This is a genomic window from Deinococcus alpinitundrae (assembly GCF_009982895.1).
GTDB lineage: Bacteria > Deinococcota > Deinococci > Deinococcales > Deinococcaceae > Deinococcus > Deinococcus alpinitundrae.
Map to the genome: position 1 here is coordinate 40016 of NZ_WXZL01000016.1, position 20450 is coordinate 60465.

A 20450-nucleotide genomic window follows, 5' to 3' on the forward strand; every position below is an offset into this window, starting at 1 on the left:
AGCCGCTCTCCAACCCAGATGCACTGTCCGGGCAACATCGGTGGAAGTCTTGATGTTGCGTCTGAGCGTGTTGGCGCTGACGGCGTTGCTGCTGTTCGGCTTGGTGTTCGCGCTGCTGCCTGCTGCGCCCAGCGTGCGCGGCTCCGGGGTCACGCTCAGCGGGGTCAAGCTGCGGCTCTACCCAGCTCAGGACCCCAAAGCCGAGTGGCGTTTCGCGGCGGGTCAGATCAGCGTGGACCCGGAAAAGGGCGAGACGGCCCTCGATCAGCTCGGACAGGGGGCCCGCTGGGTGCAGAGCAGCACCGGGACGCTCCAAGAAGACATGACCATTAACGCCACCAAGCTGGTGATCGACAGCCAGGACAACCTACACGCCCAGCAGGCCAGGCTCTACACCCTGGCCGACTGCAGCACCTTCACGCTGTCATCGCAGGGTCAGCAGGAAGTCATCATCAACCAGCAGGGTGGCTATAGCGCCCCGCGCGGCGAGATCAGTTCACCCGTTCAGAGCGGCGTCTACAGCAGCATCAAGGCCAACTTCGACTTCAGTACTTTCCAGGCCGAACTCGACCCCGGCGCTGAATTTCACACCGCGCCGCCCACCCGTTGCGTGAACGGCAAGATTCAACCCCGCTGAGTGCGGGTTCCCGGCACCGTCTTGCCTTCCCAGCCTGTCTTTCCCTCACTACTTCAAGGAGAACCATGAAACGTCCCCTCGTTCTACTGTCCATACTGGCCCTCACCACCGCTCTCGCCGCCCAGGTTGACCGGGTGCTGCGCTTCGACACCGCCGCCAACGTGCAGGGCAACCTACGGAACGGTCCCATCAACTACACCGGCAAGGACGGCAATCCCATCAAGGCCAGCGTCAACAATGTCAATATCACCGCGCCCAGCGCCGTACTCACTGCGCCTGCGGGCAGCACCCTGGCTGGGGCCGAGGGCAAGCGCACCGCTGTCTTCAGTGGGGGCGGCGGCGACGTGAACGTGGTGCGCGGCCGCCTGACGGCCAGGGGTGGGCAGCTCGCCTACAGCGAGGCGACGGGTCAGGGTGTGCTGACCAGCGGCCCCAGCGCCGTGTTCGTGCCGGAAACCAAGGACGACGGCGACCCAGTGAATATCAAGGCCACCCAGATGAGCCTCGACGTGGACACCAATATGAGCACCTCGACCGGCAGTGTGGAGCTGGTCAGCGGCAGCCAGACGGGCCGGGGCGACAAGCTGATCTTCGACGAGGACAAATCGGTCGGCGTGCTGACCGGCAACCCCAGCCTGACCCGCGCCGCCAGCGCCAAGCAAAAGGAACTGATCATCACCGGCACCGAGGCCAGGGTCGTGTCGAAGAACAAGCTGCTGTACGTGAAGGGCAAGGTCAAGCTGGTTCAGGGGACCAGCACCACCACCGGCGACGCGGTGTACTACGACGACAAGAACAACGTGGCCTACGTGGTCGGCAACGCCGTGAGCAGCGACAGCAAGACCGGCACCAAGGTCACGGCCCTCAAGAACGGCTACCTGGAGCAGCGCACAGATCTGGGTCGGGTGCGGGCGTTGAGCAAGCCGTTCAACATTCCCACCGACCGCTTTTTGCTGACCGGCGAAAAGAGCAGCCAGTAAGTGGAAAGGGGGGGTAGGGTGAAGGGGCGGGCGCTGCGGCAAGTAGCGCTCGGCAGTGTGCTGCTGCTGGGCCTGGCGCTGGCTCAGCAATCCGGCTCTCAGCAACCCAGCTCGCAGCAGCCCCCAGCGACAGTGCAGCAGCCTGCGGCCCCAGCCCAGCCAGATCAGGCTGCCTCACCTACCGAGCCGACTCCGGCAGACGATGCACCCACGCCGGACAGCTCAGTGCCGCAGGATGATTCGGCCCCCGCTGGTGCAGATTCGCCCAGCCCAGCCCAGTCCAGCGCAGATCAGGAAGGCGCGAATGTCACCCTGACCCGCAAGGCCAAGGACGGCAAATCGCGCATCATCAAGATTGTCCGCACCGGCCTGACCGATGACACTGGCATCTTCGCCTCCTGTACGCCGCAGGACAGCGACCCGGCGGGCAGCCCGACCGTCTCGGTGTTTTCGGAAACCGGGCCGGGCGGCATTCAGGTCACGGTGGACAAGAACCTGATTCGCTCGCCGCTGGCCATCGTCACCCAGCAGGAAGGTGGCGACGGCCACATTGAGGTGAGCGCCGGAACCGCCCAGTTTCTCGACAACCCGCCGGAAGGCAAGACCGACCGCCTCAGCCGCTGCGCCGTGCAGGCCGATCCCAGGCCCGCGCCCGACACGGTGTTCGTGACTCAGGGCCGCACCAGCCTCAAGGGGCAGACGTTGGTGTACGACGAATCCGATGGGGTGGCGCGCATCGCTGGCCCGATCACCTTCGAGCGCGCGCCGGAAACCGGCAAGCCGGAAACCGACCGCCTGACCGGTAACAGTGAGCGCATCGAGGTGGACGTGGACAAGGAAACCACGACCCTGGTGGGCAAGGTCACCCTGAAAAACGGCACGCGGACTAGCAGCGCCGAGCGGGTGGACTACGACGACGCGGCCAACGTCGCCGTTTTGCGCGGCGCGCCCGGCGCGCTGGCCCAGTCGGTCAACGGCCAGGAGATCATCTGCGCCATGATCATTCGCTACAACCTCGACCTCAATACGGTGACAGCGGTGGACAACATCAGTGGGCAATTCCCTGACGGCGAGGGCAGTGCCTCCACTTCAGGTGACGCGCCGGGCGTGGGCTGCTCCGGCTGAGCGCAGCGGCTCGCTCGGGGGATTGGCAGAGCTGCTCCAATCTGTTATGTTATTTGCGTAAGGCGTTTCACTCTTTGCTTTCCAATCCTGTCAGCTACGCCTCTACCTCAAGGAGTCAAACATGTCCATTCAGTTGCACCTCGTCGGCCCGCTGGGCACCAGCATCACGGTTGAAGTTCAAGAAGAGCGCGATATCTTTCCCACCCTGCGCAAATACGGCAAGTCCGGCTGGAGCAGCGGAGACCTGCCCGCCGGGGGCGTGTCGCTGCCGCTCGGCATGGCCGACATCTTCGACTGGAACCTGATCGGCGCGCGGCCCTACACCAACGCCGAGGGCGAGCAGGCGGTGATGTACCGGGGTCAGAGCTACAAGCGCCGCGAACTCGACGAGGTTGATACCAAGAAGATCAAGCTGCCCAAGATCGTCAAGTACTCGCGCGGCGCACGGCCCACCGATCTGCCTCACCTCAAAGAAGGCGAGGAGGGCGGCGTGCAGTACGTCACGCTGATCACCTTCCGGGGCGGCGGCAAGGTGCTCGACGCCTACGTGGATCAGAACAAGGTGGCGGGTCAGGCGGGATAAGCGGGTTCCAGCGCCCCACGCACGTTTATTCCAGCGCCGCCAGCAAGAAGGCATACACGTCGGCCTTCTCCTCGATGATCAGCCGGGTCGGTTTGCCCGCGCCATGCCCGGCCCTGGTCTGAATCCGCAGCAAAATCGGTGCGCCGCCTTGCTGGAGATGTTGCAGCTCGGCGGCGAACTTGTAGCTGTGCGCCGGAACCACCCGGTCGTCGTGGTCGCCGGTGGTGAGCAGGGTGGCCGGGTAAGCGCGCTGGGTGAGGTTGTGCAGCGGGCTGTAGGCGTGCAGGGTGGCAAACCCATCAGGCATGTCGCTACTGCCGTAGTCGCTGACCCAGGCCCAGCCGATGGTGAAGTGCTGAAACCTGAGCATGTCCATGACGCCCACGTGCGCCACCGCCGCGCCGATGAGTTCGGGGTGCTGGGTCAGGGTCGCGCCAACCAGCAGGCCGCCGTTGCTGCCGCCCTCGATGCCCAGGTGCTGCGGTGAGGTGTAGCCGCGCGCTGCGAGGTGCCGGGCGCAGGCGGCGAAATCGTCGAAGACATTTTGTTTGTTCTCCTTCATCCCGGCCTGGTGCCAGGCCTCGCCATACTCGCCGCCGCCGCGCAGGTTGGCGACAGCCAGCACCCCGCCCGCCTCCAGCCAGGCCAGCCTTGAGACCTCGAAGCTGGGCGTCAGCGGAATGTCGAAGCCGCCGTAGCCGTAGAGCAGGGTGGGATGTGAGCCGTCCAGCGTCAGATCCCCGCGTGTCACGATGAACATCGGCACGCGGGTGCCGTCCTGGCTCTCGGCAAATTCCTGCCTGACCTCGTAGCCGCTCAGGTCCACCCCCAGCTCCGGGATCCAGAGGGCCGACAGCTCACCGCTCGCCGTGTCCAGCCGGTAACTGGCTGCCGGACTCAGGAAACTGGTATAGCTCAGGAACACCTCCGGGTTGCTGGCGTGCCCGTTCAGTGCGCCCACGCTGCCCAGGCCCGGCAACGTCACCGGGCGGGTATGCTGGCCCTGCCGGTCGACCAGGGTCAGGCGGCTGGAAGCGTCTTCCAGCGTGTGCAGCACGAAACCGCCCGCCACCATCAGCACTTCCAGCAAGCGGCTCTGGCCCTCCGGCACGACTTCCCGCACCTCGCCCGTCTCCAGATGCTGCGAAACCAGCCGGCCCTTTGGCGCGCCGTCATCGGTACGGAAGTACAGCAGCGGGCCGTCGCTGTCAACGAATTCGTAGCTGGCCCGGAAATCGGCCACGACCTCCTTGAAGTCGCCGCGCCTGGTAAGGGGCCGCACCCAGATCAGGTTCTCGCGGGCCGTGCCTTTCCAGACGCTGACGATTAGATACGCGCCGTCCTCGCTGACCGTGCCGGAAAAGCCCCACTCCGGCTGATCGGGGCGCTCCACGATCAGTTCGTCGGTGGACTGGTCGGTGCCCAGGCGGTGCAGGTACAGCCGCTGGTTGAAGTTCGCACCGCTGAGTTGCTCGGCTTCCGGCGGGCGGTCATAGCGCGAGTAGAAGAAGCCGCTGGCGTCGGGCAGCCAGCTCGCGCCGCTGAATTTGCTGTCGGGCAAGGTGTCAGGCAGGTCCTCGCCGCTTCCGATGTCGCGCACCCGCCACTCCTGCCAGTCGCTGCCGCCCCGACTGACCGAGTAGGCCAGCCTGGAAGCGTCCCGGCTGACCGAGAAGCCGCCCAGCGCCACCGTGCCGTCCTCCGAGAGCGTGTTGGGGTCGAGCAGTACCCGGCCCTCGTCCGTGGGCGAGTCCATCACGTACAGCACGAACTGGTTTTGCAGGCCGCTGTTGCGCAGCTGGAAGTACTGGCTGCCTTCATGTCCCACCGCGCCCCGGCGGGCATAGTCCCACAGCCCGGTCAGGCGCGTGATCAGCTCGGCGCGCACCGGCACGGCGTCGAGCACCCGGCGGGTCAGCGCGTTCTGGGCGTCCACGAACGCCTGCGTCTCGACGCTGCCCGCATCTTCCAGCCAGCGGTAGGGATCGGCGATGACCGTGCCGTGATAGGTGTCGGTGTGGTCGCTGCGGCGGGCAGCAGGGGCGGACTTGGGAGAGAGAAGGGCCATGCGCTAGCCTAGAGCGAGCGGGCCGCCCGGGGAGAACAGCGTGACTTCATTCTTCAGGAATCCGAACCGAATGGAGGCGTTCAGCGACGGTGTGTTCGCCATCGCCATCACGTTGCTGATTCTGGAAATCAAGGTGCCGCAGGTGGGTGAGCGCGGCAGCCCAGGAGCGCTGTGGCAGGCGCTGCTGCACCTGTGGCCCTCCTATCTGGCCTACCTGCTGGCCTTCTCCACCATCCTGATCGCCTGGATCGGGCACCACATCCTGGTCGGTCAGGTCAGGCAGGTCACCCAGAGGATGCTGATCGTCAACGGGTTTTTTCTGCTCACCGTGTCATTTCTGCCGTTTCCGACAGCGGTGGTCGCTGAATACCTGCGCTCGGCGTCGGGCAGTGCCGCCGCCGCCTTTTACGCGCTGATCAACCTGCTCAACAGCCTGGCGTTTTTTCTTCTGGTACAGACCATCATTGATGCCCACCCGGACAGTCTCGCGCTGCTCGGGCGCAGTCGGCGTGACTCGTTTCTGGGCATCTTCTGGTGTCTGGCCTGTGCGGGCCTGGCGCTGCTCAGCCCGGTGGCTTCGCTGCTGCTGGTGGCCGGATTGTTCGTCTGGTGGCTGCGTCCCTGACCGCTGCCCCGGCGCTTTGGTGGGCTGGAATGCCGCTACACTGGAGTCAGTCCAAAATTGCCCTGCCGCTTCGCCTGCTCCGGAGGTTTCATGACCCTTTCCCAAGCCACTGCTGTCCAACCTGCCGACGGCCTCTACTTCCGCGCCTGCAACCTGTGCGAGGCCATCTGCGGCCTGCAACTGACCGTCAAGGGCGGCGTGGTGACCGACGTGCGCGGCGACGTGAATGATCCGCTTAGCCACGGCCACATCTGCCCCAAGGGCGCGGTGATTGCCGACATTCACACCGACCCGGACCGATTGAAGGTGCCGATGCGGCGTGACGGCGAGACCTGGACCGAACTCGGCTGGGACGAAGCGCTCGACCATGTGGTGGCCCGGCTGCGCGAGGTGCAGGCCAAATACGGCCCGGACAGCGTGGCGGTGTATCAGGGCAACCCCAGCGTCCACAACTCCGGCACGCTGCTCTCGGCGGGCGGCTTCGTGCGTGCCCTGGGCAGCCGCAGCCGCTACTCGGCCACCAGCATGGATCAGCTCCCGCACCACTTCGCCGCCGCCGAGATGTTCGGCCACCCGCTGATGCTGCCGATTCCCGACATCGACCGCACCGATTATTTCCTGATGCTGGGCGCGAACCCGCTGGCCTCCAACGGCAGCATCATGACCGCGCCGGGGATGCGGGGCCGCCTCAAGGCCGTGCGCGAGCGGGGCGGCAAGGTCGTCTTGATTGACCCGCGCCGCACCGAGAGCGCCGAGGTCGCCGACGAGCACCACTTCATCCGTCCCGGCAGCGACGCCTTGCTGCTGCTGGCATTGCTGAACGTCATCTTTGCCGAGCAGCTCGATCAGCCGGGCCGCCTCGCGGAATTGACCGATGGGCTGGCCGAGCTGCGCCGCGTCGCCGCAGGCTTCACCCCAGAAAAGGTGGCCCGAGCGACCGGCGTGGACGCCGCGACCCTTCAGCGCCTGGCCCGCGAATTTGCCGCCGCGCCGCGTGCCGTGGCCTACGGACGCATCGGCCTGAGCCTCCAGGCGTTCGGCGGGCTGTGTCAGTGGCTGCTCAACGTGCTCAATCTGGTCACCGGTAATCTCGACCGGGAGGGCGGGGCGATGTGGCCGCTGCCCGCCTTCGATCTGCTGGGCCGCGCCAAGAAGGGGCAGACCTACCATCACCGCTTCTTCTCGCGGGTGCGCGGCTTGCCCGAATTCGACGGCGAGTTGCCGGTGGCCGCACTCGCCGAGGAGTTCCTGACGCCCGGCGAGGGGCAGCTTAGGGCCTTCGTGACCGTCGCGGGCAACCCGGTGCTCAGCACCCCCGACGGCGACAAGCTGGACGCTGCGCTGGCGGACGCGGAATTCATGGTCAGCATTGACCCCTACCTCAACGCCACCACCCGCCGCGCCGACGTGATCTTGCCGCCCGCCGTGGGCCTGGAAACGCAGCACTACGACGTGGTGTTTCACCATTTCGCTGTGCGCAATACCGCCCGCATCAGCGACCCCATCTTCCCGATTGGCGAGCATCAGCGCTTCGACTTTCAGATTTTCGAGGGCCTACGTCAGCGGCTGTCGGGTGAGACGGGCAGTACGCCGGACGAGCGCCTGGAACTGGGCCTACAGCACGGCCCGCGCCGCACCAGCCTGGCCGCGCTGCGGGCCGCGCCGCATGGCACCGACTACGGCCCCATGATGCCCTGCCTGCCTGAGCGCCTGCTGACCGCCGAGGGCCGGATCAATGCCGCCCCCGCGCCGATGCTGGCTGATCTGGTCCGGCTGGAAGCCGTGCTGAGCGCCGAGGTGCCGGACCTGGTGCTGATCGGGCGACGCCAGCTTCGCAGCAACAATTCCTGGATGCACAACGTGCCGAGGCTGATGCGCGGGCCCGAAAGATGCACTTTGATGCTCAACGCTGTGGATGCGGCGCGGCTGAACATCCGGGGCGGGCAGTCGGTGGAAGTGCGCTCACGGGTCGGCACAGTGACGGTGCCAGCCGAAATCACCGACGCCTTGATGCCCGGCGTGGTCAGCTTGCCGCACGGCTTCGGGCACGGCAAGGCAGGCGTGCGCCTGGGGGTGGCCGCTGCCCACGCTGGGGCCAGTGCCAACGACCTGACCGACCCTGCCCTGCTCGATGAACTCACCGGCAATACAGCGGCCAGCGGCGTCCCGGTGACGCTGCGCGGCCTGGAAGCGGCCCAGGAGAGCGCGGCAGACTGAGAGAAGAGGGCCTGTGGGCTGGAGGCCAAACGCCAACCCCGGCCCGCTCGACCGAAACGCTGTTGTCCACCCGCCCGGCTGGCATCCAGGCGGGGTGCCCTGCAGCGGCGCTGCAGGGGTGGATGCGGCCCAGAGTCCCGCACTTTCACCTGGATTCAAGTATTCTTTGCAATGTTGCTTCCGGCAGCCCCGCTTCCGCCTTGATCAAGGTGCGGGTGGGGCCGCCCTGCTGAAGTTCAGGAGTGTTGATGACCAAACTCAAGAAACCGCCGAATGCCTTGCAGCGCCTCTGGAAAGAGCTGCTCGAACCGATCGTGTTCGCCGTGGTGATTACCCAGTTTCTGGCCACCCTGGTCGGCGTGGACGGCGTCAGTATGATGCCCAACCTGCGCCACCACGAGCGCGTCTTCGTGCCCAAATACGAGACCTGGCTGCATAAGGCGGGCCTCGGCAGCTTCAAGCGCGGCGACATTTTGATTTTCAAGCCCGCCGCCGCCGCCGAGACGCGCACCTTCTTCAATTTGTGGACCTACCGTCCCTTCCTGATCAAGCGCTTGGTCGGGCTGCCCGGTGACAAGATCCGGATCAGCAAGGGCGTGGTGTTCGTCAACGATCTGGCCCTGAGTAACGACTACACCGCCTCGTACTGGCAGGCGCAGGGCTGCTGGGACACCGACAGCTCGATTGCCAACCAGATTCAGTCGAACCTCAAGGGCATCGTGCCGGATGCCGCCGAACTGACGGTGCCTGCCGGGCAGTACTTCGTGATGGGCGACAACCGCACCGAGAACGGCTCGGAAGATTCGCGTCTGTTCGGCCCCATTCCGCTGCGCGACATCGCGGGCCGCGCCGCCGCCGTGATCTGGCCGATCATGCGCCAGGAAAACGCCAAGTACAACTGCGCCATTCAAAGTGCCAACCCCGCCGACTACGTGACCACCAGCGGCAAGAGCGTCCTGAACTGGCGGGTGCTGACGCGCCCCGAGACCTTTAACCAGACGTTTGGCAAGTGAGAATGAGCCCCAGTTGAGGCCGAGTCAGCCAAGCAGGTCGGGAGAACGTTCCCGGCCTGCTTGGCTGACTCGGCCCAGGTCCGCCCTAGCCCGGCAGCGACGCGGGCGCGAGGTGCTGCGGCCCCAGGTCGCGCGCCGCGCCGACGCCCAGCAAACCCAGCGTCAGGTCGAACTCGGCCAGCACGTTCTGAATGACCTCGCGCACGCCCGCCTCGCCGCCCAGGGCCAGCCCGTAGACGTAGGGGCGGCCCAGCAGCACCGCCCGCGCGCCCAGCGCCAGTGCCTTGGCGATGTCCGAGCCGGTGCGAACGCCGCTGTCGAGCAGCACCGGCAGTCCCGGCACGGCTGCCACCACCCCCGGCAGGGCGTCGAGTGAGGCCACCGCGCCGTCGAGCTGGCGTCCGCCGTGGTTGCTGACGATCAACCCGTTCGCGCCGCGCCGCATTGCCTCGCGGGCGTCGTCGGGGTGCAGGATGCCCTTGAGGATAATCGGCAGCTCGGTCCATTGGCGCAGGCGGCTGATGTCGTCCCAGCTCAGGTCGGGGCGGGTGTAGGTGGCGGTAAAGCGGGCAGCGGCGTTTTGCATCTCCCGGAAGCTGAGGCCAAAGCGCTTGCCCGCAGCCCGGAGCTGCGCGGCGGTTCGCAGCAGCGCCGGGGTGGCGGGTGGCGTGTCCTGGAGGGCCGGGAGCGGCTCACCCGACCGCGACCCACCTGATTGGGACTCCGCCAGCCGTGAGCGAAACACCGGGTCGGAGAGGTACTGCGCCAGCCCCTGTCCGCGCAGAAACGGCAGGCTGCCCAGATCGAGGTCGCGGGGCCGCCAGCCGAGCAGGGTGGTATCGAGGGTCAGTACCAGTGCCGCCGCGCCGCAGGCCTCGGCCCGCCGGATGAACGACCGCGTCACCTCGTCGTCGGTGCTCCAGTACAGCTGAAACCAGCGCGCCGAGTCGCCCACCGCCGCCGCGCACTCCTCCATCGGCACCGACGCCTGCGAGCTGAAGACAAACGGCACATTCTCGGCGGCAGCGGCGCGGGCCACCGCCAGGTCCGCCTGCGGGTGCGCCGCTTCCAGCACCCCGATGGGAGCCAGCAGCAGCGGGGAGGCGAGGGTTTGCCAGGGCAGCGCCACGCTGAGGTCGCGCTCCGGCTGGCCCGACAGCATCCGGGGCACGAGCTGAAGGCGCTCGAAGGCCGCCAGATTGGCCCGCAGGGTGCGCTCGGCCCCGGATCCGCCCGCGATGTAGGCAAAGTCGGCAGCGGCCAGCTTGCGCCGGGCGGCGTCTTGCAACGCGGCGACCTGCACCGGTACGCCGGGTTTCTCGCCGCCCAGCCCACGCAGATAAATCCCGGTCTGACGCGTTCTGCCGCGCCCTGCTCCCATCCCCGACTGCTTTGCCACGTTTCGCGCCTCCGCGTTTGAGTCGGCTTCAATCTACCGCGCCCGCAAGCGCGGGAAGACTGCGCCCTACAGTGCCGCCGCCACCTTCGCGAACAGCGGCGGCATGCTGGGCACGCCTGCGCCGCTGACCCAGCCGAACCGCAGATCGCGCACCGGAACAGGATCAGCCGGAGTGCCCTCGCCGGGAGCCATGCCTGCGGCAAAGAGCGGGCGCAGATCGGTGGGCGCGTCCACATCCTGGCCGCCGAAGGTGTGCAGCACCGCTTCCACCTCGCGGGCGTGGCCGAAGTGCAGCAGGTTGACGACGCCCTCCGCTTCCCAGACGAAGCGCGCACGGTTGCCAGCGACCTCGCCCAGCACGCCGGGCCGCGAGAGGTGGCGCGCCGCCAGACCGGGCCGCAGCCGCAGGGTCACCTCCAGCGCCTCACCCAACTGCCCGAACGAGCCGACGAACAGCCGGGTCAGGTCGTAGCCCTGCACGTTCTTGACCACCCGCCCGCCCGCCCGCACGACGCGCCCGCTGGGCGCGCGGAAGGTGACGCCCAGAATCTCGCCCGCGAAGAAGAAGTTCTGGGCGAAGCCGCCGCGCTGGAGTAAGCCGCTCAGCCCGCCCGGCAGTTCGGCAGGCGGAAACGGCGGATAGAGGCCCGCTGGCAGCGCGGCGTAGATGTCCAGCAGCGGCGTGTCCCCACTGGCGATCAGGGTCTGGTCGGCGGCGCTGAGTTCAAGAACTGGCATGGGCGCTCCCGTGGGGCAAATCGGTGTCGCCGGGCAGAACCTTGCCGGGATTGAGCCGCTCCTGGGGATCGAGCGCCCGCTTCACGGCCCACAGGGCGCCCAGCGTCACCGGGTCCACCGCGTCGCGCATGAAGGGCCGCTTCATCGCGCCGATGCCGTGCTCGCCGCTGAGCACCCCGCCGTGCCTGAGGGCCACCAGCGCCACCTGGTAGGCCAGCTCGTGCACCTTCTCGCTGCTCTCCTTTCTGGGGTCGAACAGGATGTTGGGGTGCAGGTTGCCGTCGCCGATGTGCCCGAACTGCACCAGATGAAAGCCCGACGCCTCACCCAGCGCCCGGATCTCGCGCACCACCTCGGGCAGAGCGCTGCGCGGCACGACGATGTCCTCGTTCATGCGCTGCGGGCGGATGCGGCCCAGGGCGGGGGAGATGCTGCGTCGCGCCCGCCACAGCGCGGCACTTTCCAGCTCGCCCTCGGCACGGCGCACCGTGCCGCCGTGTGCCAGGCAGGCCGCCTCCACCAGCGCCAGTTCCTCCTCTACCGTCGCCAGATCCTCGCCGTCGGTGTCGACCAGCAGCACCGCCTCGGCTTCCCGAGGCAGCCCGATCCCCAGGTAGTCCTCGACGGCATTGGTGCAGGCCCGGTCCATGAATTCCAGCTTGGCCGGAACTGCCCCTGCCGCAATCGCCTGCGACACTGCTTCAGCCGCCTGCCCGACCTCGGCGAAGTGGCTCATCAGGGTGCGGGTGAACCGGGGCGGCGCCACCAGTCGCAGGGTGGCCTCGGTGATGAAGCCCAGCGTGCCTTCCGAGCCGATCAGCAGGCCCGCCAGATCGTAGGCGTCGCGGGTCAATTCATGCACGTCGCCGTCGACATCGACGAATTGCAGGCCCCTCACATAGTCGCCGCTGACGCCGTACTTGAAGCACATCGGCCCGCCCGCGTTCTCGCCGAGGTTGCCGCCGATGGTGCTGGTCCGGAAGCTGGCCGGGTCGGGCGGATAGACCAGACTGTGTGGCCGAGCCGCCTCGCTGACCGCCAGGGTAATGACGCCCGCCTGCGCCCGCGCTTCCCGCCGCTCGGCAAAAATGTCCAGCCGGGTCATGCGGGTAAAGGAAATCACCAATGATTCTTGCAGGGGAGCCGCCCCGCCGCTGAGGCCGCTGGCCGCTCCCCGCCCGACGATGGGCACGCCCGCCGCCTTGGCCGATTTGACGGCGGTGACGACATCCTGGGTGCTCTCGGCCAGCACCACACACAGCGGCGTCTTGCCCACCAGAATGGCGTCGTAGCCGTAGTTGAGGCGCTCGGCGGGCGCGCTGAGCACCTTCTGCGGTCCCAGCAGCCGGGTCAGCTCGGCGGCCAGCGGGCCGTGTGGGGCGTCGGTGGAACGCGGCTTGCTGACCGACGAGTTGGTGCTCAGGCCCAGTTTCTCCGGCTTGCGGCGGTTAAATAAGCTCACAGCAGCCCCCGGTAGGCCAGATCCAGAATCTCGATGGTGTGGTGAATCGGCACGCCGCTGTCCTGACGGCGCAAGTGGCTCTGAATCTGGGTGTGGCAGCCGATGTTGCCGCTGGCGACCATGTCGGGCTGCACCGACAGCACGTTTCTGGCCTTGCGCTCGCCCAGTTCGGCGGCCAGCGCAGGCTGCTCCAGGTTGTAGGTGCCCGCCGAGCCGCAGCACAGATCGCCCTGCGGCACCTCCAGCACGCTCACGCCGGGAATCATCTTGAGAAGTGCCCTCGGCTCGGCGCGGATGCCCTGGGCGTGGGCCAGGTGACAGGCGTCGTGGTAGGCGATGCTGAGCGGCCTGGACGCGGGCATGAACGGCTCCAGCCCGCCGTCTTCGGAAAGCCGCGCCAGAAAGGTGCTGATGTCCATGACCTTGGCAGCCAGCGCTTTGGCTGCCGCCTCGTCGGGGAGGCCGTGCAGCACTTCGGGGTATTCTTTCAGGCCCGCCCCGCAGCCTGCCGCGTTACTGAGTACGGCGTCGTATTGATCGGGGTTGAAGGCTGCCAGGTTGGCCCGCGCCAGTTTCAAGGCTTCCTCGCGCGCCCCGGTGTGCAACGCCGCCGCGCCGCAGCAGCCCTGGCCTTCCGGAATCACGACTTCCACGCCGTTGCGGGCGAGCACCCGTAAGGTGGCCGCGTTGAAGTTGGGCGCGAGGGCCTGCTGGGCGCAGCCGACCAGAAAGGCGACCCTGGCCCGCTTCGTTCCCTGCGCGGGTGTGAAGCGCGGCAGATTGACCATTGCCGGAACATGCTCAGGCAGCAGATCGAGCGGCGACTTGAGCGCGTCGGGCAGCAGCGGCGCAAGCGGCTTGGCGTACTGGCCGACTCGGGCGGCCACGCTGAACAGTTTGGGGGCCGGAAGCGCTTTCAGGATGGCGGTGCGCTTGGCCTTGTCAAAGGGGGTGCGCTGCCGCTGCGGCTCGCTCCAGCCGCGAAAACTGGTGATCAGTTCGCCGTAGGGCACGCCACTGGGGCAGGCGGTGACGCAGCCCATGCACCCCAGGCAGCGGTCGAGGTGCGGCGCGGCGTCCATCAGGGGCAATTCGCCTTCCAGCACCTCTTTCATCAAAAAGATGCGCCCGCGCGGGCTGTCCATCTCGTCACCGAGCAAAGTGTAGGTGGGGCAGGCGGGCAGGCAAAAGCCGCAGTGGACGCAGGCGTCGATGGCGTGGGCCATGATCTCGCCCTGCGGTCCGAGTTGGTCAACCGGGATGTCGTGGTTCATCGGCGGGCGCGCTTCCTCATGCTGCTGAGCATGTCACACGGGCAGCGGCAAAAAAGTGCGGGAGAGATGGGCAGGCGCGCTACACCGCGCTGTCATCTGGACAACGCGGCGGGGCAGGGCGAGCAGCACTCACCTCACGGGTTTGAGGGCCTTGACCAGTCCCAGGGTGGCCTCGCTGTACCCAGCCCGCTCATAGAGTTTGCGGGCGCGGGCATTGGTGGCAAACACATGCAACTGGATGTGTTTGAGGCCCTGCCGCCTGGCCCAGTGCTCGGCCTCGGTGAGCAGCAACTGGCCCAGGCCCAGGCCCTCGGCCCACTCGGCCAGCGCCAGATCGGCCAGGTAGGCGAACGGCGGACCGAACAGGGGCCGCTCGGTGTCGAGCCGCAAAAACCCGGCGCGGCGGTCCGGCTGCCCGGCTTCCTCCACCCAGGCGATCAGGAGGGCGCTGTCCTCCTGCGGCGCGGCCAGCGCAGCCATCAAGTGCTGCGCCGCGCCCGCCAGCACCGCGCCCTCATCCTGGCCCGGCGGCAGGCCGAACGCCACGAATCTCGGCAGGAGAGATTGCAAGAAGCCCAGATCGTCGCGGCCAGCGGGCCGCAGAATCAGGACACTGTCGGTCATGCAGGCATGATAGCGGGGCTTCTTGTCAGGTGGGGCTGCTTACAGCCGCAGTCCCGTTGCCTGCAAGCGGGCGTAGACGCCGCCCAGTGCCATCAGTTCGGCGTGGGTGCCCTGCTCGCTCAGCCCGGCCTCGGTCAGCACGACGATGCGCCCAGCATTGCGCACGGTGGAGAGGCGGTGGGCGATGACCAGTGTGGTTCGCTGCCGGGCCAGGTTTTCCAGCGAGGCCTGCACCAGAGCTTCGGATTCGTTGTCCAGGGCGCTGGTGGCCTCGTCGAAAATCAGCACCGGCGGGTTTTTGAGAAAGACCCGCGCGATGCTCAGGCGCTGTTTTTGCCCGCCGGACAGCTTGACGCCGCGCTGCCCGATGTCGGTGTGGTAGCCGTGCGGCAGCGCCTCGATAAAGTCATGTGCTCCGGCCTGCCGCGCGGCCTCCACGATCTCGGCCTCGCCCGCGTCCGGGCGTCCGTAACGGATATTGTCCAGCACCGTTCCAGCGAACAGGTACACGTCCTGCTGCACCACGCCGATCTGCCGTCGCAGAGAAGCCAGCGTCAGAGCGGTGATCGGTGTGCCGTCGAGCAGAATCCGGCCCCCGCTGACCTCATAAAAGCGCGGAATCAGGGCACAGAGCGTACTCTTGCCCACCCCCGACGCGCCCACCAGCGCGACGTACTCGCCCGCCCGGATCCTCAGGTTGATGCCTTGCAGGGCGGGCGGCAGATCCGGGCCATACTGGAAAGTCACGTGCTGAAATTCGATCTCGCCGCGTACGCCCTGAAGCTCCAACGCCTGCGGCGCGTCCTGGATGCTGGGCACGACCGCCATCAGTTCCAGAAAGCGCTCGAAGCCCGTGACCCCTTCCTGAAGCAGCCGGGAGATGTTCACCAGCCGTGAGACGGGTTCGAGCAGCAGCCCCACGCACAGCAGGTAGGTCACCAGTTCGTCGAGCCGCAGCGTTCCGCGCAGAATGGCGAGGCCGCCGAAGGCCAGCACGGCGATCAGCATCAGTTGTGAGAAGGCGGTCATGCCCTGGTAGAAGTACGCCTCGGCGCGGTACTCGGCCCGGCGGCTGTCCACGAAGCGGGCGTTCTCGGCCTCGAACCGGCGCTGCTCGGTGGCCTCACCGGTAAAGGACTGCACCACGCGGATGCCTGCCAGGGTGTCTTCGGCCTGCGCATTCACGTCGGCGATTCTGGCCCGGCTTTGCATCAGGGCAGCGTTCATGCGGAGATTGAAGAAGACCGCATAGAGCGCCATCACTGGCAAGAAGGCGAACAGCAGCAGCGTCAGCTTGACATTGATGCTTGCCAGAATGACGAACACACCCACGAATTTCAGCAGCGCGATCAGCAGATCTTCGGGGCCGTGGTGCGCCAGTTCACCGATGTGGTACAGGTCGTTGGTGAGGCGGCTCATCAGGTGCCCGGTGCGCTGTGCGTCGTAAAAGCCGTAGGGCAACGCTTGCAGGTGCCGGAACAGATCACGCCGCATGTCGCCCTCCATGCGCGTGCCCATGATGTGGCCCTGGTAATCCACGAAGGTGTTGCACACCAGATGCAGCGCCACCAGCCCCAGCATGAACAGGCCCACGCGGGTCAGGTCGCTCAGAGCCTGCGGGCCGACCTCGCCGAATTCAATTGGGTTCAGTCCAGCGCCGCCCAGTACCGTGCGGGTCACGTACCCGGCGCACAGCGGGAAGATCAACGTGATGCCCGCCACAACAAAGGCGCACAGCAGATCGAGCGTCAGAATGCGGCGGTAGGGGCGGTAGTACGAGGCGAAGAGTTTCAGCCGGGCCAGAACCGGCAGCGCGACTGGCCCGGTCATCGGCACGCCCTGAGGCAAACAGGGGCGGCGGGGAGTTGAACTGAGACTAAGTCAGGGGTGGGATTCCACCCGTGCAGCAAGGAGAATTTGGCAATAGGCATGAAGAGCAACGTCCTCCGGGGAAAGCGGCAATCTGATTCGGGGCAGGCGCTGCGTGGGTTTTCATGGTTGGTCTCCTGAGTGCGGTTCTGGCGTCAGCATAGGCAGAGGCCGGGGCGCGGGGCATGGGCCAATCGGCTTAGGGCGAATGCCGGAAGCTGTTGTGTGTCGGCACTCGTCTGTGGCGGTGCCGATTTCAGGAACGCCGGGGAGGCTGCGGCGCGTCTGGTCGAAGCGCTGGACCTGTTCCCACGTCGCCGCCGGGTGCCGCCCCCGTTCAGCCCGTAGACGGTCACTTTCATTCGTTCGGCCTGCCGCGCCCCAGTGCCTCCCGCCTCAGCGAAGTGGCGGAGGCGAAGGGGAGCGGATCATTTTCTCAAGCAGTTGATGAAAATTGTAAACAGACCGCGCTCTTTGCCGGGAGGGCGCTGCTACACTCGCTGCCATGACCTGGCTCAAACCACTCGCCACGCCCGACGCCGCCGAGCACGCCTACACGGCCTACTTCGCCGATCTGGAGGCCAGGCTTAGCGACCCGGCGACCAACCGCCCGGAACTGGTGCGTGAGTTGCTCTCAGAGCTGGTCTACGGGCGCAGTTACGCGACCCTGCAAGCCGACGCGCCGCTCTTGGCCCTCAACCTCGATTCGCGCAACGTGACCTTCGAGGCCGAGTACTACATGGCCACCGACGACGCCGCGTTTCAGCGGGTCAAGCCGCTGCTGTGGCTGTGGAAGAATGTGGACCTGACCCCGCTGGGCCACAATCCGCTGTTCGGCATTCCGCTGCGGCAGGTGCTGGCAGGGCACATCTTCAAACGGGTGGGCCGTAACTTCAAGTGCTGGCAGAACGTGGAATTCTCGGTGGGCTACAACATGGAAGTCGGCGACGACGTGGTGGTTCACCGCAACGTGTTACTGGATGATATTGGCGGCATTGAGCTTCACGACAGTGCGTCGGTGAGCGATTACGTCAACATCTACAGCCACACCCACTCGGTGCTCGACGGCCCCGATGTGACCCTGCGCAAAACCGTGATTGGGCGCGGCGCACGCCTGACCTACCACTCCACCATCCTGGCCGGAAGCGTGGTCAGCGACGACGCCATGCTGGCCACCCACGCCCTGCTGCGCGGCAACATTGAGCCGCACGGCATCGCCATGGGCCTGCCTGCCCGCACCACCCGGCTTAAGGTCCGGGATTCGGGACCGGTGGAGGGCATCGACTCGCGTACCCATGAGGCGCAGCCGCCGCGCAAGGCCAACCCGCAGTTTCCCGAGCCGACCCCCAACCAGACCCGGCGGGTGGACGAAGCAGCCGAACCGGTAATGGCGCGTATGGGCTTCGTGGCCGGCAGCAAGCGGTAGAGGGAGGCGACCGCCCCCTACTTGAGCAGTTGCCGCCCGAGCAACACCAGACCCACGCCCAGCAGTGCCAGCAGGGCCGCCATGCTCAGGCGGCGGTCGCTGCGCCAGTTGCCGATGACCACCGCCAGGGCAGCCAGCACCGGCACCAGCATCAACCAGTAGACCGCCCAGTGGGCGAAGGCGGGCCAGATCACTCCGACGACCAGCAGGGCCAGGCCCACGCCGAAGCCCGCTGGAAAGAGCCAATCCGGCAGCCCGGCCTGTTCGCTTTTCTTCTCGTTCGTCACTGCGCTTCACCACCCTTCAGGCCTGCCGACTTCATGCCCAGTACTTCCACAGCATCTGCCCGGCGGTAAAGATCAGCAGCAAGCTGAAGGCCAGCTTCAGATTCTGGGCACTGATGCGGGTTGCCAGCCCGGTGCCCGCCCGCGCGCCGATGAGAATGCCCGCCGCTACCGCCGCCGCCAGGTGAAAGTCGAGGAAGCCCCCGGCGCTGTAGATCAGGGCGTTGGCCACCGCCGTCAGGCCCATGATGAAGGTGCTGGTGGCAATCGCTTCCCGAATGGGAATGCCCGCCAGCAAATTCATGACCGGCACCTGCACCGTGCCGCCGCCGATGCCGAGCAGTCCGCTCATGATGCCCGCGAATCCCATGGCGGGCGGCACCAGCTTGCTCGGCTCGCGCTCCTGCTCGACGCGCTTCAGGCCGCGCAGCAGGTTGTAGGCGCTGTAGAGCAGCAGGGCGGCAAACACGGTCGCCACCGCCCTGGCCGGAAGAATCAGGCCCAGGTAGCTGCCCGCCGCGCCGCCGATGATGGTGTAGGGCGAGAGCAGGTAGCCGGTGCGGGCGCGGATCAGCCCTTTTTGCAAATAGCCCGCCGTGCCCGCCACCCCCACCGCCAGCACCCCGATCTGGCTGATCGCGACGGCCTGGGTAATGCTGATGTTGTTTCCGAACAGCGGCAACACGTATTGCAGGGCGGGCACCACCACCACCCCGCCGCCCAAGCCCAGAATCGCGCCCAGCACCCCTGCGAAGAGGCCGATCAGCACAACCGCCAGAATCAAGTGGTGCTCCAATCAGGGCGGCTGGTCCGGGTTAGGCTCACTTGGCCGGGTCCATCACAGCCCCGATTCCCAGCGCCTTGAAAGCAGCGTCCAGGGTGGTGTCGTCGCCGTTCTTGATCAGCGCCTGAAGGTCGGTGGGGGCGCTCACGTCCGGCGTGATGTGGTCGGGCAGCGCTGCGCCACTCTCGTCAAAGGCCCGCAGCATGGTGAGGCTCAGCAGCCCGTGGTCGGGCAGCGGAAAGAAGTTCACGCCACTGTTGCCCACCCCCTTGGTCGCTGTACCGATCACCTTGACGCCGGTTTTCTGGGCGAAGAAGCTGAAGACCTCGGCACACGAGGCGGTGTTCTCGCCCACCAGAATCGCCGCTGGGCCGTTCCAGATATGAGCGGTGCGGTCGATGCGCGCACTCAGGGCCGGGGCCTGCTCGCCGTTGAGACCGCCGAAACTCCAGCCGCCGCTGCGGAAGCGGGCCTGATACACCACCGGCTTGAAGATGCTGGCGGCCGCCACGCACTGATCGAGCCGTCCGCCGCCGTTGTAGCGCAAATCGATGATCAGGTCGTGGGCACCCGCCGCTTGGGCCGCCTTGACTTTCTCCAGAAACAGCGGCGCGCTGTCGCCCGACAGGAAGGTCGGGAAGTTGATCAGTGCCACGCCCGGTGACGGATAACTCAGGCTCGGCTCATCGCGGGCCTTCATCTCGGTGGGGGTGACGCTCAGGGTCAGAGAAGCGGTGCCAGGCCGCTCGACGACCAGGGCCAAGGGCCCGGCGGCGCGTTCCAGGCGCACGAAGGCCAGCGAGTCCACCACCTGATCCTTGCCCGCGACCTCGCCGTTGACCGACGTGATCAGATCGTAGAGCTTGACCCCGGCCTGCTCAGCGGGGCTGCCCGGCTGCACGCCCACCACCAAGAGGCCCTGGGGCTGTTTGATAACCCTGGCTCCGGTGCGCGGCACACTCAGATCATTCTGGACTTCCATCAGGCGCTGGGCGGTTTCGGCGTCACGGACGCTGGTGTGGTCGTCGTGAAAGTGATCGAACATCTCGGTCAGCACCGCCCGGCCCGTCTCGAAACTGCACGCCTCGCCCTCGGGCGCGCAGAGCGTCTGCAACTCGGCGGCGTACTGACTGACCAGAGCGCTGCGGTCCTCGTCCGACCAGCCGTAGTACTCGCTCTGAAACAGCTCGCTCGCCCGGCCAAACAGCTCGCTGGCGGGACTGGCCTCGGCACAGGTCAGCAGTGCGCCGCACAGGACCAGTGCGCCCAGCGCCGCCCGACCCGTTTGATTGAACTTGATCACGCCCCAGCCTAGCGCGCCGGGCACAGGCGCGAGTGTGAT

General features: G+C 66.9%; 18 protein-coding genes. 8 read left to right on the plus strand and 10 right to left on the minus strand.

The annotated features are described in order from the left end of the window. Nucleotides 1–52: 52 nt before the first annotated feature. The 4 genes from GUI70_RS14730 to GUI70_RS14745 all read left to right on the plus strand — a co-directional run bounded on the left by GUI70_RS14730 (nucleotide 53) and on the right by GUI70_RS14745 (nucleotide 3325). Entirely contained in the window at nucleotides 53–637 is a 585-nt protein-coding gene (locus GUI70_RS14730; RefSeq protein ID WP_161883081.1) for a hypothetical protein, read from the plus strand. A gap of 65 nt (nucleotides 638–702) precedes the next feature. Beyond that, nucleotides 703–1617, plus strand: a complete 915-nt coding sequence (locus tag GUI70_RS14735; RefSeq protein ID WP_161883082.1) for an LptA/OstA family protein — start codon at nucleotides 703–705, stop codon at nucleotides 1615–1617. 18 nt (nucleotides 1618–1635) lie between these two features. After that, nucleotides 1636–2742, plus strand: a complete 1107-nt coding sequence (locus tag GUI70_RS14740; protein ID WP_237724945.1) for an LptA/OstA family protein — start codon at nucleotides 1636–1638, stop codon at nucleotides 2740–2742. A 121-nt stretch (nucleotides 2743–2863) separates the two neighbouring features. Continuing rightward, the gene (locus tag GUI70_RS14745; RefSeq protein ID WP_161883083.1) at nucleotides 2864–3325 is read left to right on the plus strand and encodes a single-stranded DNA-binding protein; all 462 of its coding nucleotides are present in this window, start codon (nucleotides 2864–2866) and stop codon (nucleotides 3323–3325) included. A gap of 25 nt (nucleotides 3326–3350) precedes the next feature. On the opposite strand, the gene GUI70_RS14750 is transcribed toward GUI70_RS14745, so the two are convergent. Then, complete coding sequence (locus tag GUI70_RS14750; protein WP_161883084.1) at nucleotides 3351–5393, minus strand: prolyl oligopeptidase family serine peptidase; 2043 nt, start codon at nucleotides 5391–5393, stop codon at nucleotides 3351–3353. Nucleotides 5394–5433: 40 nt separating this feature from the next. Here GUI70_RS14750 and GUI70_RS14755 point away from each other — a divergent pair, with 40 nt between their 5' ends. The 3 genes from GUI70_RS14755 (at nucleotide 5434) to lepB (ending at nucleotide 9248) form a co-directional block, all read left to right on the plus strand. Beyond that, complete coding sequence (locus GUI70_RS14755) at nucleotides 5434–6018, plus strand: TMEM175 family protein (protein WP_161883085.1); 585 nt, start codon at nucleotides 5434–5436, stop codon at nucleotides 6016–6018. Nucleotides 6019–6108: 90 nt separating this feature from the next. Then, nucleotides 6109–8235 (plus strand): molybdopterin-dependent oxidoreductase, encoded by a 2127-nt coding sequence (locus tag GUI70_RS14760; RefSeq protein WP_161883086.1) that lies wholly within the window; start codon nucleotides 6109–6111, stop codon nucleotides 8233–8235. Between the two features lie 248 nt (nucleotides 8236–8483). Further along, nucleotides 8484–9248, plus strand: coding sequence for a signal peptidase I (lepB, locus tag GUI70_RS14765; RefSeq protein WP_161883087.1), 765 nt, complete (start codon nucleotides 8484–8486; stop codon nucleotides 9246–9248). 85 nt (nucleotides 9249–9333) lie between these two features. Here lepB and GUI70_RS14770 read toward each other — a convergent pair whose 3' ends face one another. From GUI70_RS14770 to GUI70_RS14795, 6 genes are all read right to left on the minus strand, one after another. Then, a complete protein-coding gene (locus tag GUI70_RS14770) occupies nucleotides 9334–10647 on the minus strand; it encodes an alpha-hydroxy-acid oxidizing protein (protein ID WP_237724946.1) in 1314 nt (437 codons plus the stop codon). Nucleotides 10648–10713: 66 nt separating this feature from the next. After that, the gene (locus GUI70_RS14775) at nucleotides 10714–11385 is read right to left on the minus strand and encodes an FAD-binding oxidoreductase (RefSeq protein ID WP_161883088.1); all 672 of its coding nucleotides are present in this window, start codon (nucleotides 11383–11385) and stop codon (nucleotides 10714–10716) included. Further along, nucleotides 11372–12847 carry an FAD-binding oxidoreductase gene (locus GUI70_RS14780; RefSeq protein WP_202630488.1) on the minus strand — a complete coding sequence of 492 codons (1476 nt, stop codon included), beginning with the start codon at nucleotides 12845–12847 and terminating at the stop codon, nucleotides 11372–11374. The genes GUI70_RS14775 and GUI70_RS14780 overlap by 14 nt, the downstream gene beginning before the upstream one ends. Then, nucleotides 12844–14121 carry a glycolate oxidase subunit GlcF gene (gene glcF, locus GUI70_RS14785; protein ID WP_161883089.1) on the minus strand — a complete coding sequence of 426 codons (1278 nt, stop codon included), beginning with the start codon at nucleotides 14119–14121 and terminating at the stop codon, nucleotides 12844–12846. Before glcF ends, GUI70_RS14780 begins: the two co-directional genes overlap by 4 nt. 129 nt (nucleotides 14122–14250) lie before the next feature. Beyond that, nucleotides 14251–14745, minus strand: a complete 495-nt coding sequence (locus tag GUI70_RS14790) for a GNAT family N-acetyltransferase (RefSeq protein WP_161883090.1) — start codon at nucleotides 14743–14745, stop codon at nucleotides 14251–14253. Between the two features lie 39 nt (nucleotides 14746–14784). After that, the gene (locus GUI70_RS14795) at nucleotides 14785–16575 is read right to left on the minus strand and encodes an ABC transporter ATP-binding protein (protein ID WP_161883091.1); all 1791 of its coding nucleotides are present in this window, start codon (nucleotides 16573–16575) and stop codon (nucleotides 14785–14787) included. Nucleotides 16576–17119: 544 nt separating this feature from the next. On the opposite strand from GUI70_RS14795, the gene GUI70_RS14800 reads away from it, so the two are divergent. Beyond that, a complete protein-coding gene (locus GUI70_RS14800; RefSeq protein WP_161883092.1) occupies nucleotides 17120–18040 on the plus strand; it encodes an acyltransferase in 921 nt (306 codons plus the stop codon). 17 nt (nucleotides 18041–18057) lie between these two features. Here the strand turns inward: GUI70_RS14800 and GUI70_RS14805 are convergent, their stop codons facing one another. The 3 genes from GUI70_RS14805 to GUI70_RS14815 are packed head-to-tail and all read right to left on the minus strand — an operon-like array spanning nucleotide 18058 to nucleotide 20435. After that, the gene (locus GUI70_RS14805; RefSeq protein ID WP_161883093.1) at nucleotides 18058–18327 is read right to left on the minus strand and encodes a hypothetical protein; all 270 of its coding nucleotides are present in this window, start codon (nucleotides 18325–18327) and stop codon (nucleotides 18058–18060) included. A gap of 31 nt (nucleotides 18328–18358) precedes the next feature. After that, entirely contained in the window at nucleotides 18359–19108 is a 750-nt protein-coding gene (locus GUI70_RS14810) for a sulfite exporter TauE/SafE family protein (protein ID WP_237724947.1), read from the minus strand. A gap of 37 nt (nucleotides 19109–19145) precedes the next feature. Beyond that, nucleotides 19146–20435 carry a S41 family peptidase gene (locus GUI70_RS14815; RefSeq protein WP_237724948.1) on the minus strand — a complete coding sequence of 430 codons (1290 nt, stop codon included), beginning with the start codon at nucleotides 20433–20435 and terminating at the stop codon, nucleotides 19146–19148. Nucleotides 20436–20450 lie beyond the last annotated feature (15 nt).